At 34.4% G+C, this 15,957-nt stretch carries 15 protein-coding genes and 1 riboswitch; of the genes, 10 read left to right on the top strand and 5 right to left on the bottom strand.

The window, feature by feature from the left end; all coding sequences use genetic code 11:
- Positions 1–72 precede the first annotated feature (72 nt).
- From CAB05_RS18230 to speE, 5 genes are all read left to right on the top strand, one after another.
- On the top strand, positions 73–603 hold the full coding sequence (locus tag CAB05_RS18230) for a gamma carbonic anhydrase (protein WP_088002520.1): 531 nt from the start codon (positions 73–75) through the stop codon (positions 601–603).
- Positions 604–830: 227 nt separating this feature from the next.
- Positions 831–1,364, top strand: coding sequence for a phosphatase PAP2 family protein (locus tag CAB05_RS18225; protein ID WP_088002517.1), 534 nt, complete (start codon positions 831–833; stop codon positions 1,362–1,364).
- Positions 1,365–1,375: 11 nt separating this feature from the next.
- Positions 1,376–2,530 (top strand): glycosyltransferase family 4 protein, encoded by a 1,155-nt coding sequence (locus CAB05_RS18220; RefSeq protein ID WP_088002514.1) that lies wholly within the window; start codon positions 1,376–1,378, stop codon positions 2,528–2,530.
- A 359-nt stretch (positions 2,531–2,889) separates the two neighbouring features.
- Positions 2,890–3,735 (top strand): adenosylmethionine decarboxylase, encoded by an 846-nt coding sequence (gene speD, locus CAB05_RS18215; RefSeq protein ID WP_088002511.1) that lies wholly within the window; start codon positions 2,890–2,892, stop codon positions 3,733–3,735.
- Complete coding sequence (speE, locus tag CAB05_RS22355) at positions 3,722–6,049, top strand: polyamine aminopropyltransferase (protein WP_213087716.1); 2,328 nt, start codon at positions 3,722–3,724, stop codon at positions 6,047–6,049. Before speD ends, speE begins: the two co-directional genes overlap by 14 nt.
- A gap of 48 nt (positions 6,050–6,097) precedes the next feature.
- On the opposite strand, the gene CAB05_RS18200 is transcribed toward speE, so the two are convergent.
- From CAB05_RS18200 to CAB05_RS18190, 3 genes are all read right to left on the bottom strand, one after another.
- Positions 6,098–6,523 carry an OsmC family protein gene (locus CAB05_RS18200; protein WP_088002508.1) on the bottom strand — a complete coding sequence of 142 codons (426 nt, stop codon included), beginning with the start codon at positions 6,521–6,523 and terminating at the stop codon, positions 6,098–6,100.
- Positions 6,524–7,078: 555 nt separating this feature from the next.
- Positions 7,079–7,507 (bottom strand): FosM family fosfomycin resistance protein, encoded by a 429-nt coding sequence (fosM, locus tag CAB05_RS18195; RefSeq protein WP_088002505.1) that lies wholly within the window; start codon positions 7,505–7,507, stop codon positions 7,079–7,081.
- Between the two features lie 15 nt (positions 7,508–7,522).
- A complete protein-coding gene (locus CAB05_RS18190; RefSeq protein WP_088002502.1) occupies positions 7,523–7,858 on the bottom strand; it encodes a thioredoxin family protein in 336 nt (111 codons plus the stop codon).
- Between the two features lie 200 nt (positions 7,859–8,058).
- Between CAB05_RS18190 and CAB05_RS18185 the strand changes: the two genes are divergently transcribed.
- Positions 8,059–8,571: a DinB family protein gene (locus tag CAB05_RS18185; RefSeq protein WP_088002499.1), complete on the top strand. Its 513-nt coding sequence runs from the start codon at positions 8,059–8,061 to the stop codon at positions 8,569–8,571.
- 40 nt (positions 8,572–8,611) lie between these two features.
- Here the strand turns inward: CAB05_RS18185 and CAB05_RS18180 are convergent, their stop codons facing one another.
- Positions 8,612–9,145, bottom strand: coding sequence for a cysteine hydrolase family protein (locus CAB05_RS18180; protein WP_088002989.1), 534 nt, complete (start codon positions 9,143–9,145; stop codon positions 8,612–8,614).
- A gap of 198 nt (positions 9,146–9,343) precedes the next feature.
- Entirely contained in the window at positions 9,344–10,540 is a 1,197-nt protein-coding gene (gene metK, locus CAB05_RS18175; protein WP_088002496.1) for a methionine adenosyltransferase, read from the bottom strand.
- A gap of 208 nt (positions 10,541–10,748) precedes the next feature.
- A riboswitch (SAM riboswitch) is annotated at positions 10,749–10,861 on the bottom strand.
- A 321-nt stretch (positions 10,862–11,182) separates the two neighbouring features.
- On the opposite strand from metK, the gene pckA reads away from it, so the two are divergent.
- From pckA to CAB05_RS18155, 4 genes are all read left to right on the top strand, one after another.
- On the top strand, positions 11,183–12,769 hold the full coding sequence (pckA, locus tag CAB05_RS18170; RefSeq protein WP_088002493.1) for a phosphoenolpyruvate carboxykinase (ATP): 1,587 nt from the start codon (positions 11,183–11,185) through the stop codon (positions 12,767–12,769).
- Between the two features lie 575 nt (positions 12,770–13,344).
- On the top strand, positions 13,345–14,343 hold the full coding sequence (locus CAB05_RS18165) for an ABC transporter substrate-binding protein (protein WP_088002490.1): 999 nt from the start codon (positions 13,345–13,347) through the stop codon (positions 14,341–14,343).
- A 12-nt stretch (positions 14,344–14,355) separates the two neighbouring features.
- Positions 14,356–15,120, top strand: coding sequence for an ABC transporter ATP-binding protein (locus CAB05_RS18160; RefSeq protein WP_088002487.1), 765 nt, complete (start codon positions 14,356–14,358; stop codon positions 15,118–15,120).
- Positions 15,080–15,919: an ABC transporter permease gene (locus CAB05_RS18155; RefSeq protein WP_371870364.1), complete on the top strand. Its 840-nt coding sequence runs from the start codon at positions 15,080–15,082 to the stop codon at positions 15,917–15,919. The genes CAB05_RS18160 and CAB05_RS18155 overlap by 41 nt, the downstream gene beginning before the upstream one ends.
- Positions 15,920–15,957: the final 38 nt, after the last annotated feature.

Here is a 15,957-nt window from a genome sequence, read left to right as displayed (position 1 = left end):
ATTAATTACAAGTTAGTTAAATAAGTTTATACTCAGTATATAGAATATTAATTATGGAGGCATAGTATAAGTATGATATTACCATATAACGGGAAGCAACCCCAAATTGATTCAACTGCTTTTATCGCTTCAAATGCAACAGTTACTGGTTCTGTCACAATTGGCGCAAAAAGTAGTGTATTCTTTGGAGCAGTTATTCGTGGAGATGTTAACGACACAATCATTGGAAATGGTGTGAATGTACAAGATTTATGTGTACTACATCAAAGTCCTAGCTTTCCACTAATTTTGGAAGATGGCGTTACTGTAGGGCATAGTGTAATCTTACATAGTTGTACTGTTCGTAAAAATGCATTGATTGGAATGGGATCAATTATTTTAGATGGAGCAGAAATTGGTGAAGGTGCAATGATTGGTGCTGGCAGTTTAGTTCCAGGTGGCAAAGTCATTCCTCCAAATTCATTAGCATTTGGTAGACCTGCTAAAGTCGTACGAGAACTAACTAAAGAAGACATTGATGATATGAACCGTATTCGAAGAGAGTATGTGGAAAAAGGACAATATTATAAAAGCGTTGAGTCGAATCATTCACCGCAAAGCTAAGAGACTTTTTGATAAGTCTCTTTTTTTATCGCTTTTTATTTCATAGCTCGTCCAATCCAGTGAGGAAATTCACCATACGCTATTATAAGGTCTGTACAAAAAGCAAATCGGGTTTTCTTAACATTTTTTTACACTTTTACATTGTTCATTTACAAAAGGTTCTAATTAAATCCATATTCCTTTTTTATAATTAATTTACAAATAACACTTATAATGAGGGATGAAAAATGAGCGCAATTCTTCAAAAGATTTATACATTCGAATGCCGATTGTTTTATCGCGTTAATTCATTATTCCAAAAGCGTTACTTGAATTTATTTTTTAGTACAATTACTCATCTTGGCGGTGCAACTTTTTGTATTGTGTCAACGTTGATCCTATTAATCTTCTCCCGTAATGATTTACATCACGCCTCTATTTTGAGTGCATGTACGTTAACACTTAGTCATATACCTGTACACTTTTTTAAAAAATTTTATCCACGTAAACGACCTTATTTAAAGTTGGAAGGAGCGTTTGTTCCAAAACAACCTTTAACTGATTATTCATTCCCTTCTGGTCATACAACAGCAATTGTTTCGGTTGCATTGCCAATTATGATTTATATACCAATTACTGCAATTATCATACTACCTATTATCGGGTGTGTTGCTTTCTCAAGAATTTATTTAGGTCTCCATTATCCTACTGATGTTTTTTGCGGTCTTGTATTAGGTACTTCTACCGCATTTATCTCACATTTTTTGTTTTATAACTTATGAGGGGGAGAAACATGAAAATCGCAATTTTTACCGACACCTATGTTCCTCAAGTGAATGGTGTGGCAAAAACATTAAATCGTTTCACAAACTATTTAAACGAAAACGGCCATTCTTTTCATGTATTTTCTCCTGAAGATTGTGGAGCCGGTTCTACCGAGAATGTAACAAGATTAAAAAGTGTTCCTTTTAAAATTTATCCCGAATGTAAAATATCACTTCCTAATTTCTCTAAAATAAAGAACAAATTAAAAGAATTTAACCCTGACATCATCCATGTTGCTACACCTTTTACGATTGGATTATGTGGTCTTCAAATCGCAAAAAAACTGAATATTCCATTAGTTGCTTCATACCATACAAATTTTGATCATTATCTTCATTATTATAAATTAACCTATTTAGAAAGCTTTTTATGGAAATATTTAGATTGGTTTCATCGACCAACAAAAAAAATATTTGTACCATCAAAAGATACTTTACATCACTTAAATACAAAGGGCTTCAACAATCTTTCAGTTTGGACTCACGGAGTAGATTGTTCATTATTTAAGCCTGCTGAAGATCAAGAAAAAATAAAACAAAAATATAATATTACCTCAAAATATACAATTTGCTTCGTTGGAAGAATTGCACCAGAAAAGGACTTAGATACACTAACAAATATTATGAAATATTCTAAACAACGATTTGGAAATCAGCTTACTTGGGTCATTGTAGGAGATGGGCCTAAAAAAGAAGAAATGATGAAAAAAACAGGAACAAACCAAATCATCTATACCGGGTATTTACAAAAAAATGAATTAGCTGAAATTTATAGTGTAAGCGATGTAATGGTATTTCCATCAGATACAGAAACCTTTGGTAATGTTGTACTTGAATCAATGGCATGTGGCACACCTGTAATTGGTGCAAATGCTGGCGGCGTAAAAAATATCATTAGAGATTATTCAACCGGTATACTTTGTGAACCGAAAAATACATTGTCATTTTGCAGAGCAATTGAAGATTGTCTACAACAAACCAATATGTTAAATCGTATGTCAAAAAAAGCAAGAGACTATGCATTAACACAAGACTGGAACAGCATATTAAGCGCTTTAATATTGGAATACGAGGAAATTGTCACTCCTCCCCTCTCTCCTATGCTTTTCACTCAAAAAGCCTGAGTTTCTCGGGCTTTTTATTTTTCACTCTAAAAAAGTAACTAGCTCATGCTCTATATTAGAGGCTCTTTTCAAAAGATTGTTGTTTTTAGAATTTAAAATTTTGAAGACAAAAGTTGATTACAACCGATATGTAAGACTCCAGTGGGAGATGCGGGAAGGCTAAATACCCCACAGGCCAGCCGAGGAGGCACAGATTTCCCCTACTAAAAAGGGAGCATCAATCAACTAACGCATTCCTTTGGATATAATAGTTGATTAAAGCGGAACGTCTGAAAAAGATAACTTATGTGAATAATGCATAATTCATAAACAAACAATACATAGGAACTAATTATCTTCGTTACTAGGAGGACTCATAAATGAAGTCATCATCAAACAATAATCATATTCAACTTCATGGTTTTAATAATTTAACAAAATCATTAAGTTTCAATATGTATGATATTTGTTTTACAAAGACAAAAGAAGAGCGAGAAGCTTATATCCAATATATTGATGATCAGTACAATGCGGACCGTTTAACAAAAATATTAACCGAGGTTACTCATATTATTGGTGCACATATCTTAAACATTGCTAAACAAGATTATGATCCTCAAGGTGCTAGTGTTACGATTCTAGTATCAGAAGGTCCGGTTGATAACCCTTCCTCTGAAACTTATTCTGAATCACCTGGTCCTTTACCTGAGCTAGTTGTAGCAGCTTTAGATAAGAGCCATATCACAGTCCATACATATCCTGAATACCACCCTGATGATGGCATTAGTACATTTAGAGCTGATATTGATGTATCTACATGTGGAGAAATTTCCCCACTAAAAGCATTAAACTATTTAATTCATCAATTTGATGCGGATATTATGACAATTGATTATCGAGTTCGTGGTTTTACAAGAGATGTTAGTGGATATAAATTATTTATTGATCATGATATTAATTCAATTCAAAATTATATTCCACAGAAAATCAAAGACATGTACCAAATGATCGATGTGAATGTGTTCCAAGAAAATATCTTCCATACAAAATGTAAATTAAAGCAATTTGATTTAGATAATTATCTTTTTGGCTATACAAAAGAAAAATTAGACCAAAATGAAATTCTAGAAATAGAAGAAAAAGTAAAATATGAAATGGATGAAATCTTTTACGGGAAAAACCTTTGGAATGGTCCTGATGTGGAGGAAATTGATGGATCACAATAAAACACCGCTTTTAACAGAATTAGTCCGCTATGCTAAGGAGGATATCACTAGCTTTGATGTACCTGGGCATAAAAGAGGAAACTCACTTGAAGAGTTAAGAGAACTTTGGAGTGATATGGCTCTTAAAATGGATGTAAATTCTTCTAAGCGTGTGGATAATTTATCGCACCCAACAGGTATTATTCAAGAAGCTGAAGCGCTTCTTGCTGACGCATTTCATTCAGATCATGCATATATGTTAGTTAATGGGTCAACTTCTGGCGTTCAATACATGATTATGAGTGCCCTTGAACAAGGTGACAAGATCTTATTACCTAGAAATGTTCATAAATCTGCAATTAATGCCTTAATTCTAGCAGGTGCTAAGCCGGTTTTTATTGAGCCTGAAATCGATTATGACTACGGTATTGCAAATGGCATTTCAGTTAAAGCAGTTATGCATGCCCTTGACTTAAATTCTGATGTAAAAGCGATTTTAATTATCAATCCAACATATTTCGGTGCAACGTCTAATTTAAAAGAAATCATTGATGTTGCACATTCAAGAAGTATTCCCGTATTGGTTGACCAGGCACATGGTGCACACTTTTCTTTTCATCCAGATTTACCAGAGAATGCTGCATTATTAGGTGCGGACCTCGTTACGTTGAGTTTACACAAAACAGGTGGAGCATTAACTCAAGCTTCAGTTTTACTACATAACGATGGATTCATTACGAAAAATAGAGTTCGATCAACAATTAATTTATTTCAAACTACATCTGCCTCTTATCTGTTAATGTGTTCGATCGACGTAGCGCGTAAGAAACTATATTTAGAAGGAAAAGAGCGTTTTGAAAAGCTCCTAAACTTAACTAGAAAAGCAAAACAGGAAATAAATGAAATGAATGGCCTACAATGTATAACCCGGGAAACATATCGCAATGGTGTTGGTGTTTTCGACTATGATGAATTAAAACTTGTTGTAAAAGTGTCGGACTTAGGCATGTCTGGCTTCAAGGTTTACGATATGCTGGCAGATGAATATAAAATTCAAATTGAACTCGCAGAACCAAATGTAATTTTAGCCATCATTTCCCTTGGCGATAATGAGGAAACAATTCAAAAACTGTTAGATGCTTTACGGGACATTAGTGACAGGTTTTACGGAAAATTACCAAAGTTAGATACTGACATTAGTGTCGCCTTGAAGAACCCAAAAATGGTGATGACACCACGAGAGGCCTATTATCATCCGAAACGGATTATCTCAATTCATGATGCAAGTGGTTTAATTAGTGGTGAATCAATCATGATTTACCCACCTGGCATTCCTTTATGTATACCAGGTGAGCTTATTTCCACAGAGCTTATCCAGCATTACTTATACCTAAAAGATGAAGGTACCATCACAATTAATGATGATGATGATCCATATGTAATAAAAGTTGTAGATAGAAGTTTGGAGGAAAACTTAATGGATTTATGGTATACAGAAAATCACCAGGAAGATACAAAGTTTTCAATTAAAGTGCAAGAACATATGCACTCAGAAAAAAGTGATTTTCAACAAATAGACTTTTTCAGAAGTGAAACATTTGGAACTTTTTTCACACTAGATGGCTATATGATGGTAACCGAAAAAGATGAATTTATTTATCATGACATGATTACCCACATTCCAATGGCAGTGAATCCAAAAATCAAAAAAGTATTAATTATCGGTGGAGGAGATGGTGGTACTGCACGCGAAGTATTACGTTATCCTTCAATAGAAGTCGTCGACATGGTTGAGATTGACGAAAGAGTTGTTCGTTTATGTCAGCAGTATCTTCCGCTGACTGCTTCACAATTAGACCAAGATAAACGATTAACACTATACTTTGAAGATGGTTTAAAATTCGTACAAGAAGCAGATGATGGATACTATGACTTAATATTAGTAGATTCAACAGATCCAATCGGACCAGGTGAAGGACTCTTCACGGTAGCCTTCTATAACAACTGCAAACGAGTATTAAGTGAAGAAGGTATACTAATTAACCAACATGAAAGTCCGTATTACGAAAGCTACGCACATGAAATGAAACGAGCACATTCAAAAATAAAAGAAACATTCCCAGTTTCAAAAGTATATCAATTTCATATGCCTACTTACCCATCTGGCCATTGGCTATTTGGATTCGCATCAAAAAAATACGATCCGATTAAAGACATAAAAGTAGATGAATGGAATGCTCTAGGTATCGAAACAAAATACTATAATACTGATCTCCATGTAGGTTGTTTTATGTTACCTACATATGTGAGAAAACAATTAGATAATGCAAAATAAAAAAGAAAAAAGCATCTATATTGATGCTTTTTCTTTTATTAATTATCGTTAAAGTGTCTCATCGCTCTTTGTGCCATTGATCGTAAAGCTTGCCGAAATATTGGCATTTAATGAATGGGCTACTGAACAATATTTATCTTTCGAAAGTTTAATCGCTTTTCTAACTTTTTCAACATCTAATTCTCCACCTAAAATATAGTGAAGATGTATGTCTGTAAATCTTTTCGGATGCTCATCTGCACGATCACCGCTAACCTCAACTTCAAACGAAGTTAATTTTAATCGCATTTTTTCTATTATTAGTACGATATCAATTGCTGTACAGCCCGCAACTGCATTTAATAAAAGTTCCACTGGTGTTGGTGCACTATTTTCCCCACCTAGAGACTCAGCAGTATCCATCTTTAATTCATGCCCCGAAGGCGTTATTCCTGAAAAAGCTAATTTACCATCCCATTTAATACTTGTGTGCATGATCAAATCTCCTTTTTCTACAGTTAAATAAAATCTAATACTATCCTCAATTATTTTACTGTTTTCTTATATAGCTTGCTACTTTAGAATGCGTTAGTTGATTACAACTCCAGGATGCTCCCTTTTTAGTGGGGCGTGAGCTGAGCCTCCTCGGTGCCCTGCGGGATCTCACCCTTCCCGCATCTCCTACAGGAATTTCGCACCTTCCGTTGTAATCAACTTCTGTCTTTGTCGTTTTAAAACCTAAAAAGCATCAATCTTTTAGAAAAGAGCTATTTTATCTATTCAATTAATAAATAATGTGAAGAATCTTTAGATTTTTGAATGCTTTCTTCAATACTCTTTGCGGCAACTACGGTTTCTAATTGTTCTTCATTAATATTAGCATTTCAATCTAATAATACTAAATAAACTGCTTTGAAAAACACAGGTTACTTCACTAATATATGTTTTTCACTAATACCTGTTTTAAAAACCAACACATTCTTTTCATATTCCAATACTATTGTTTGGTAAAGAAGACTTGTTCATCCTCTTTTTGATTTCATACAAAATTTATTGTTCATTATAAAATGTCATATGGCTTTTTGTTTGTTTATAATACGACATCCGGTCCTGTAAAGTACCAGTATGAAATTCAAACTTATGGCCGTCAGGATCGGTAAAGTAGATAGATTTTTTGTCTCTTTCATCTCTTTCGCGGCTAGTCAGTATGTTTACATTTAGCTTTAATAATTTCCCATACATACTGTCAAATTCATCTTCGTCTATCGAAAAGGCTATATGAGTATATGAATGAGCAATTTCATTTCTTGGAATATATCTTTCTTCATTTAAAGCAAGCCAGATCCCATTCATATCAAAATAGGCAGTTGTTCTTCCTTTTACTAGTAGTTTTGCATCAAAAACCTTTTGATAAAATTCAATTGATTTCTCTAAATCTGAAACCGAATATAGAAAATGATTAATACCTTTTATCCCCACTGTAATCCCCCTCTTTTAATCTTCATACATTGATCCTTGTTCAGCGAATTCACTAAGTCTGTCAAATTCTTTGATTAATTCCTCTTCTCGAATGAACCGTACTTTTCTAGCAATTTCTTTTCCATTAAAGAAAAACAAAATTGCTGGTACAGTGAATACTTGGTACTGACCTGATAACTCAGGAACCTCATTTGCTTTTGTATGTAGTAATTTGATGGTCGGATACTCTTTTATGAGTTCTTCAACAAGTGGAAATACTGCATCACAAACAGCGCAATTCAATCCGCTCACAAAGATGATGGCACTTTTGTTCTGTGTGATAAAATTTTCTATCTCTTGAAATTTCTTCATATTTTGACCTCTATTTTATTTTTTGTTCTGATAATCATTTAAAAAAATTAGACAAGACGTTAGAACGATGTTGATTCATCATACATCTTCTTCGTCCTTTTTTGAAAATTCATTATTCTATTTACATAATTTTACCATAATGTATACTGAGACTTATAAGTTTGAATTTACATAAAAAGGAAAAATAGGAGGAGATCACTATGCTGAAAAGACCTGAGGCAACAGAATATCATGCCAACTTTAAAGGTTATATCAACCTTGTACCTGAAGGAAATTTAATTGACATTCTTTTAAACCAAATTGATGAAACCAAAAAGTTCTGCCAAACACTTACTTCTGAACAGGGGAATTATAAATATGCAGAAGATAAATGGACGATTAAAGAAGTACTTGGTCATATGGCTGATACAGAACGTGTAATGAGCTATCGTTTATTAGCAATCGCTAGAGGCGAAACTGCTAATTTACCTTCTTTTGATCAAGACCTCTATGCTTCTAATACACAATTCAATGAACTAGAATTACACCAAATCCTATTTGAATTATCAAATGTTCGTCAATCTACTCTTTCCTTACTTTCAACACTTTCTAATGAATCTCTGCAAAAAATTGGTTCGGTTAATCATGCTCCAACTACTGCTCGAGCAATGGCATATGTAATTGCTGGGCATGAGCTTCATCATTTAAACATCCTAAAAGAACGTTATATATAAAAGGAAATACCACCGTACATATTACGGTGGCATTTTTTATTTATTCAAACGATATATCCTTTGTTTCTTTTAAAATAGCGAATCTCCCGCCACCTAGTATATCATTATGATGATTAATTATTTGAGAGGCTATTAGATTACCATTATCAAAAGTACTATGTGCATCTTTAACTAAAATATTGTTGTACCCTTTACTAAAGGCACTTCTTACAGTTGTATCTATGCAAAACTCAGTTTGCATTCCGACAATGACTAATTTTTCTATATGTAGTCTCTTTAGCTCTTCCTGCAGATTCGTCTGGTAAAAAGAATCACATGTTCTTTTTTGCACAACGATATCAGTTGAACGGGGTTCAATTCTCTGATGTATTTCCCAAGTTGATGAGCCTTCTTTATATTCAGAGTCGTCTTCAGTATGCTGAATATAAACAATCGGCATATTTACTTCTCTTGCTTTTTCAACCATGCTAGTAATATTATCTAGTACCTTTTCTTCATTATGTAGCTTAAAATCAGGATAAGTAAACATTGCATTTTGAACATCTACGACTAATAATGCTGTATGATCATTCATTTTACTGTAATAAGGAGTATATTTCCCCCTATTACACTCACCTCCGTCCTTCATTTTTATCAGGCTAGTTCTGAAAACAATACACAATCATATCATCCTACATAATTATACTTTTTGAAAGCTTTTAATTGACGAATTAGGCTTAAAATAAAAAAAGAGACTGTAACAGCAAATGCTGTATACAGTCTCTTTTAATCATTAAAGACCAGCTTCAGTTTTTAAAGTTTCTGCTTTATCAGTACGCTCCCATGGAAGGTCGATATCTGTACGGCCGAAGTGACCATAAGCAGCAGTTTGTTTGTAAATTGGACGACGTAGGTCAAGCATTTTGATAATTCCTGCTGGACGTAAGTCAAAGTTATTGCGGATAACTTCTACAAGTTTTTCTTCTGAAACTTTACCTGTACCAAAAGTATCAATTGCAATAGATACTGGTTTTGCAACACCAATTGCGTATGCTAATTGAACTTCAGCTTTATCAGCTAATCCAGCAGCTACGATGTTTTTCGCAACGTAACGTGCAGCATAAGCAGCAGAACGGTCAACTTTCGTTGCATCTTTACCAGAGAATGCTCCACCACCGTGACGAGCATATCCACCGTAAGTATCAACGATGATTTTACGACCAGTTAATCCTGCATCCCCTTGAGGTCCACCGATTACGAAACGGCCTGTTGGGTTGATAAAGAATTTTGTATTTTCATCGATTAACTCAGCTGGTACAACTGGTTTAATAACAAGTTCTTTAATATCATTTTCGATTTGTTCTTGAGTTGCTTCTGGACCATGTTGTGTAGATACAACAATTGCATCAATACGAACTGGTTTGTTGTTTTCATCATACTCAACTGTTACTTGAGTTTTACCATCTGGACGTAAGTATGAAACTGTTTCATTCTTTCTTACTTCAGTTAGACGACGTGCGATTTTATGAGATAAAGAAATTGGAAGTGGCATTAATTCAGGTGTTTCGTTTACAGCAAAACCGAACATTAAACCTTGGTCTCCAGCTCCGATTGCTTCGATTTCTTCATCTGACATGCTTCCTTCACGTGCTTCTAATGCTTGGTCTACACCTAAAGCGATATCAGCTGATTGCTCATCAATAGAAGTTAATACTGCACATGTATCTGCATCAAATCCGTATTTAGCTCGGTCATAACCGATTTCACGAATTGTTTCGCGAACGATTTTTGGGATATCTACATAAGTAGAAGTTGTGATTTCACCTGCAACAAGTACTAAACCTGTTGTAACTGAAGTTTCCGCTGCTACACGAGCATTTGGATCATTAGCTAAAATTGCATCAAGAATTGAATCTGAAATTTGGTCACAGATTTTATCTGGATGTCCTTCTGTAACTGATTCTGAAGTAAATAAACGACGTTGTGACATTGAGTCCCCTCCTAAATTGAATTGACGGATCTCTTTTTTCTCAACATAAGATTAGAAAAATGTTTTCCTATATCTTATGTTTCCCATTTAAGATAAAGATAACTCAGTGTAAATTACGAAATTGCCATCTGTATTTAAGTTTTGAGCAAAAAAAAAGCCTTCCTCTTATCCATATTGCTTGAGGAAAGGTTTAGTTATTTGCCTTTCGCTCTTATCGTCCAAGACAATAAATTGCCTTGCATCAGGTTCAGCACCTTTCACTTAAAGTGAGGTTGCTGGGCTTCGTAGGGCCTGTATCCCTCCACCTACTCGGGATAAGAGAGTATCCGTATGAAAAGTATCATATTAAAAATAAACTTTCTTGTCAACAATTTTCATCATACTTTAGACACATTTCACCATAAATAAAAAATCATCACACGATTTACATTCATTCCTATTAAATGGGTAATACCTAATAATATCTTTCATACAAGCTAATTTACACCTTTAAGTATACCGTTTTACTCATTTTAAAATTTTTAATAATTTCGTTACACATTTTTCCAACTAATAGTATACACTATTAAAATAAATGTGTTATACTAATTAACGAGATACCTACATGGCAGACAAATTATATTTAAAGGATGGTATTAGTATATGAAGACAGTTGATGTAAATATTGAATTGAATGAATTACTTTCAAGTAATCGCATGTATAACCAACTTAGCGTTTCTGAGCTAGTTGAAAAAGTTCTAACAAGACAAGAAGGTATTCTAACGTCAACGGGAGCAGTTAGTGTATCAACGGGAAAATATACTGGCCGTTCACCAAAAGATAAATTTATTGTAAATGAAGCATCTGTTGAAAACTTAATTGATTGGGGATCAGTAAATCAGCCAATCTCTTCAGATGTGTTCGAAAAATTATATAGTAAAGTACTTACTTACTTAAAAGATAGAAACGAATTATTCCAATTTAAAGGATTTGCTGGTGCTGATACTGGATACCGTTTACCAATCCAAGTTATTAATGAATTTGCATGGCATAATTTATTTGCTCACCAGTTATTTATCCGTCCTACTGAGGAAGAATTACTAACACATCAATCAGAATTTACGATTGTTTCAGCTCCAACTTTTAAAGCTGATCCAGTTGTTGACGGTACGAACTCAGAAGCATTCGTTATTATTTCATTTGAAAAACGTATTATTCTAATCGGTGGTACTGAATATGCAGGAGAAATGAAAAAATCAATTTTCTCAATTATGAATTTCCTATTACCTCAGAACAATGTATTACCTATGCATTGCTCAGCAAATGTTGGTAATGAAGGTGATGTAGCATTATTCTTCGGCCTTTCTGGTACTGGTAAAACAACATTATCAGCTGACGCAGACCGCAAATTAATCGGTGATGATGAGCATGGTTGGTCAGACAATGGTGTTTTCAATATCGAAGGTGGCTGCTATGCAAAATGTATTAATTTAACATTTGAAAAAGAGCCACAAATTTTCTCTGCGATTAAATTTGGAACAGTATTAGAAAACGTAGTCGTAAATCCTGACGGTCGCTTAGCAGATTATGACGATACATCATTAACAGAAAATACACGTGCAGCATACCCAATGCAAGCAATTCAAAATATTGTTGAGCCAAGCGTTGCAGGACACCCACATACAATTATCTTTTTAACTGCTGATGCTTTCGGAGTATTACCTCCAATCAGTAAATTAACGAAAGAACAAGCAATGTACCACTTCTTAAGTGGATTTACTAGTAAATTAGCTGGTACTGAGCGCGGGGTTACATCACCTCAAGTAACGTTCTCAACTTGTTTCGGTTCACCTTTCTTACCGCTTCCAGCTGTAGAATACGCAAAAATGCTTGGTGAAAAGATTGAAAAACATAATGTAAATGTATTCTTAGTTAACACTGGCTGGACTGGTGGAGAGTACGGAGTAGGTAAACGTATGAATCTTTCATATACAAGAGCAATGGTACACGCTGCACTTGAAGGAGATTTAAATTACGTTGAAACTACTCAAGATGAGTTTTTCGGTCTTGCAATTCCTCAACATGTTCCAGGAGTGCCTGATCAAGTATTAGTTCCATCATTAACTTGGGAAGACAAATCAGCATATGAAGTTAAAGCGCTTGAATTAGTGAATAAGTTCAAAGAAAACTTTAAAAAATTCGAAGGCTTTGATGCTCAACTTGCTGAGCTTGGCGGTCCTTTAAAATAATATTAACATTGAAAGGTCTTCTAATCGAAGACCTTTTTTTTGCTGACTAACAAGTAAAAGATTGGACAACATTAATTTCTAGGTAAGAGAAGAGTGTTGAATTCCACTCCAGGTGCTCGCTTTCCATGGGGCGTGCGGTGAGCCTCCTAGAAAAAGGTAGGCATGCTAAAACCACGACGTTCTGTCGTAACGCATGCATGACCCACATCCTGTGGGCCTCCTGCGGGGTCTCACCTTTCCCGCATCTCCCATAGGAGTCGAGCACCTTCTGTTCCATTCAACTTCTTGTAAAAGAGATTAGTATGAGTAGTGTAACATTCTAACTAAAGGCTTTTAATAAAAGAGAGAGAAACTCCCACTCTTTTAGATTCTATTCCGGTGTTTCAAAATTTCTAGTATCTATCAGTACTTTATTTTATCATAGTGATTTCTATTTTTAGGGTCATTTCTAAAATTGATGCTTTGTATAATTAAACATCACTATTGAACTATTCTCAAATAAAACATTTCCATATTCACCCATTTTTTCCTATTGCATAGGCTAATGTATAGTATTTTATGCTAGGAGGGATTACATGAAAACTAAATGGCTATTAGTCTTATTTTTATTAATTGCTTCTGTTTTTGGAGCTTGTTCAAAAGAACAGTCTAGTGACGGAAAGATAAAAGTCCGTGTTGCTGAGGTGACTCGTTCACTGTTTTATGCTCCAGAATATGTTGCAATCAGTGAGGGAATCTTTGAAAAACATGGTCTAGATGTAGAATTAACAACTACTTTTGGTGGAGATAAAACAATGACTGCTGTCTTGTCTAACGGTGCTGATATCGGGTTAGTTGGTCCAGAGACAACTTTATATGTATATGCTCAAGGTGCAAATGATCCAGTAAAAAGCTTTGCTCAATTAACGCAAACAGATGGAACTTTTTTAGTTGCGAGAAATCCAAAAGGTACATTTAATTGGGAGCAGCTGAAAGGTACAACATTCTTAGGTCAAAGAAAGGGTGGCATGCCACAAATGGTTGGAGAATATGTTCTCAGCAATCATGGTATCGAGCCTCATAAAGACTTAAAACTTATTCAAAATATTGATTTCGCTAATATTGCCAATGCTTTTGCATCAGGTACAGGGGAGTATGTTCAGTTATTTGAACCTACTGCAAGTATTTTTGAAAAAGAAGGAAAAGGAAAGATCGTAGCGTCGTTTGGTTTGGAATCTGGTAAGGTTCCTTATACAGCATTTATCGCCAAAGAAAGCTTCTTGAAAAAGAATGCTAAAACGGCTCAAAAATTTACTGACGCGTTATACGAAGCTCAGGCGTGGGTAGACTCTCATTCGGCTGAAGAAATTGCACAAAGCGTTGCTCCATTTTTCCAAGACACTCCATTAGATATAGCTACGAAAGTAATCGATCGATACAAATCTCAAAATTCATATTCTACTAACCCTATTTTAGAGGAAGATGAGTGGAACAATCTTCAAAAGATCATGAAAAATTCCGGAGAGCTACCTAAAGAAGTACCACATTCTACTTTAGTAGATACAAAATTTGCTGAAAAATCTACTAAGCAATAGTAGGTTATGCATATGAGTTATCTTACAGTTAATGAAATTTCACATGTTTTTCTATCAAAACAAAAAGCAATTAAAATATTAGATAGCTTGACATTTAAAGTAGATAAAGGTGAATTTGTATCTATTTTAGGTCCTAGTGGTTGTGGAAAAAGTACACTTCTATCAATCATTTCATCTTTATTAACACCTTATGATGGTTTAGTTCAGTTTAAAGGTCATCCTTATGACGTTAAAACTGGAGAAATTGGCTATATGCTTCAGCACGATTATTTGTTTCCTTGGAAATCAATAAAAGAGAATATTTTTCTAGGGCTAGAAATATTAGGGAAGGATTCTGATGAAAATAAACTTCGTGCTTTAGAATTACTGAAAGAAGTTGGTTTAGAAGGTTATGAAAATGCATACCCAAGGGAACTATCAGGGGGCATGCGTCAACGAGTAGCATTAGTGCGAACACTTGCCACAAGCCCATCTATTGTATTACTTGACGAACCTTTTTCTGCTCTTGATTATCAAAACAAAGTAAAACTTGAAGAGTTGGTTTTTCACTTATTTAAAAAATTAAATACGACTGCTCTATTAGTAACTCATGATATTGAAGAAGCTGTTGCAATGTGTGATCGCGTCATAACGCTAACAAATGTTCCAACGAAAATATCAAATATTTTTCATTTACCTGAAGAATTACGGAATGATTCACCATTTGAAGCAAGACAGCAATCACTATTTCCTTCTTATGTTTCTTCGATTTGGAAGGAGCTGGAGAAGCGTGAGTAATGTAAAAGACGAGTTACAAGACTACCATGCATACGTTATGAAAAAAAATCGCAGAAAGAAGTTATTCGTATTCTTCTTTCAATTCCTACTAATTGTATTATTTTTTATTGCTTGGCAGCTATTAAGCCATAGACAAATAATCGATCCATTATTGTTTAGTTCTCCAACTAAAATATATGATCTATTTGTTACGAAACTGCTTGATGGCACAATTTATCACGATGCCATCACAACAATTACTGAAACATTGATCGGCTTTGTATTAGGAACACTCATTGGAATCATACTTGCAATTGTCCTTTGGTGGTATCCTTTTGCTTCAAAAGTACTCGATCCATTCTTAGTAGTTTTTAATGCAATGCCAAAAGTAGCACTTGGCCCTATTATCATCGTTATTTTCGGTCCAACATATTCTTCTATTATTGCAATGGGGATTATTATTAGCTTTGTTATTACAGCTTTAGTTATTTATCAAGCATTTCAACAAGTTGATGAAAATTACATTAAAGTCATTAAAAGTTTTGGAGCTACAAAATCACAAGTCTTTAAAAATGTCATCTTTCCTGCTAGTATACCAACTGTCATTTCAACATTAAAAGTAAATGTCGGCTTGGCTTGGGTAGGAGTGATTGTCGGAGAATTTTTAGTTTCCAAAAACGGACTCGGCTACTTAATCGTTTATGGCTTCCAAGTATTTAACTTCACCTTAGTTCTCATGAGCGTACTCATCATAAGCGTCTCTGCCGGTTTAATGTACATTATTGTTGAATATATAGAAAGAAAGACAGTGAAAAAATAGAAAAGTGGAGGCGACTGGTCAGCTCCGACAAGCATAAG

Origin of the sequence: Gottfriedia solisilvae (genome assembly GCF_002128405.1) — a bacterium.
Lineage (GTDB): Bacteria > Bacillota > Bacilli > Bacillales > Bacillaceae_G > Gottfriedia > Gottfriedia solisilvae.
Note: the sequence above shows the minus strand (reverse complement) of the source record. Positions and strands in the feature narration are given on the sequence as shown.

Coding starts and splice junctions, on each gene's coding strand:
- CAB05_RS18230 (WP_088002520.1), top strand. CDS start 73: ATGATATTACCATATAACGGGAAGCAACCCCAAATTGATTCAACTGCT.
- CAB05_RS18225 (WP_088002517.1), top strand. CDS start 831: ATGAGCGCAATTCTTCAAAAGATTTATACATTCGAATGCCGATTGTTT.
- CAB05_RS18220 (WP_088002514.1), top strand. CDS start 1,376: ATGAAAATCGCAATTTTTACCGACACCTATGTTCCTCAAGTGAATGGT.
- speD (WP_088002511.1), top strand. CDS start 2,890: ATGAAGTCATCATCAAACAATAATCATATTCAACTTCATGGTTTTAAT.
- speE (WP_213087716.1), top strand. CDS start 3,722: ATGGATCACAATAAAACACCGCTTTTAACAGAATTAGTCCGCTATGCT.
- CAB05_RS18200 (WP_088002508.1), bottom strand. CDS start 6,523: ATGCACACAAGTATTAAATGGGATGGTAAATTAGCTTTTTCAGGAATA.
- CAB05_RS18190 (WP_088002502.1), bottom strand. CDS start 7,858: ATGAAGAAATTTCAAGAGATAGAAAATTTTATCACACAGAACAAAAGT.
- CAB05_RS18185 (WP_088002499.1), top strand. CDS start 8,059: ATGCTGAAAAGACCTGAGGCAACAGAATATCATGCCAACTTTAAAGGT.
- CAB05_RS18180 (WP_088002989.1), bottom strand. CDS start 9,145: ATGAATGATCATACAGCATTATTAGTCGTAGATGTTCAAAATGCAATG.
- metK (WP_088002496.1), bottom strand. CDS start 10,540: ATGTCACAACGTCGTTTATTTACTTCAGAATCAGTTACAGAAGGACAT.
- pckA (WP_088002493.1), top strand. CDS start 11,183: ATGAAGACAGTTGATGTAAATATTGAATTGAATGAATTACTTTCAAGT.
- CAB05_RS18165 (WP_088002490.1), top strand. CDS start 13,345: ATGAAAACTAAATGGCTATTAGTCTTATTTTTATTAATTGCTTCTGTT.
- CAB05_RS18160 (WP_088002487.1), top strand. CDS start 14,356: ATGAGTTATCTTACAGTTAATGAAATTTCACATGTTTTTCTATCAAAA.
- CAB05_RS18155 (WP_371870364.1), top strand. CDS start 15,080: ATGTTTCTTCGATTTGGAAGGAGCTGGAGAAGCGTGAGTAATGTAAAA.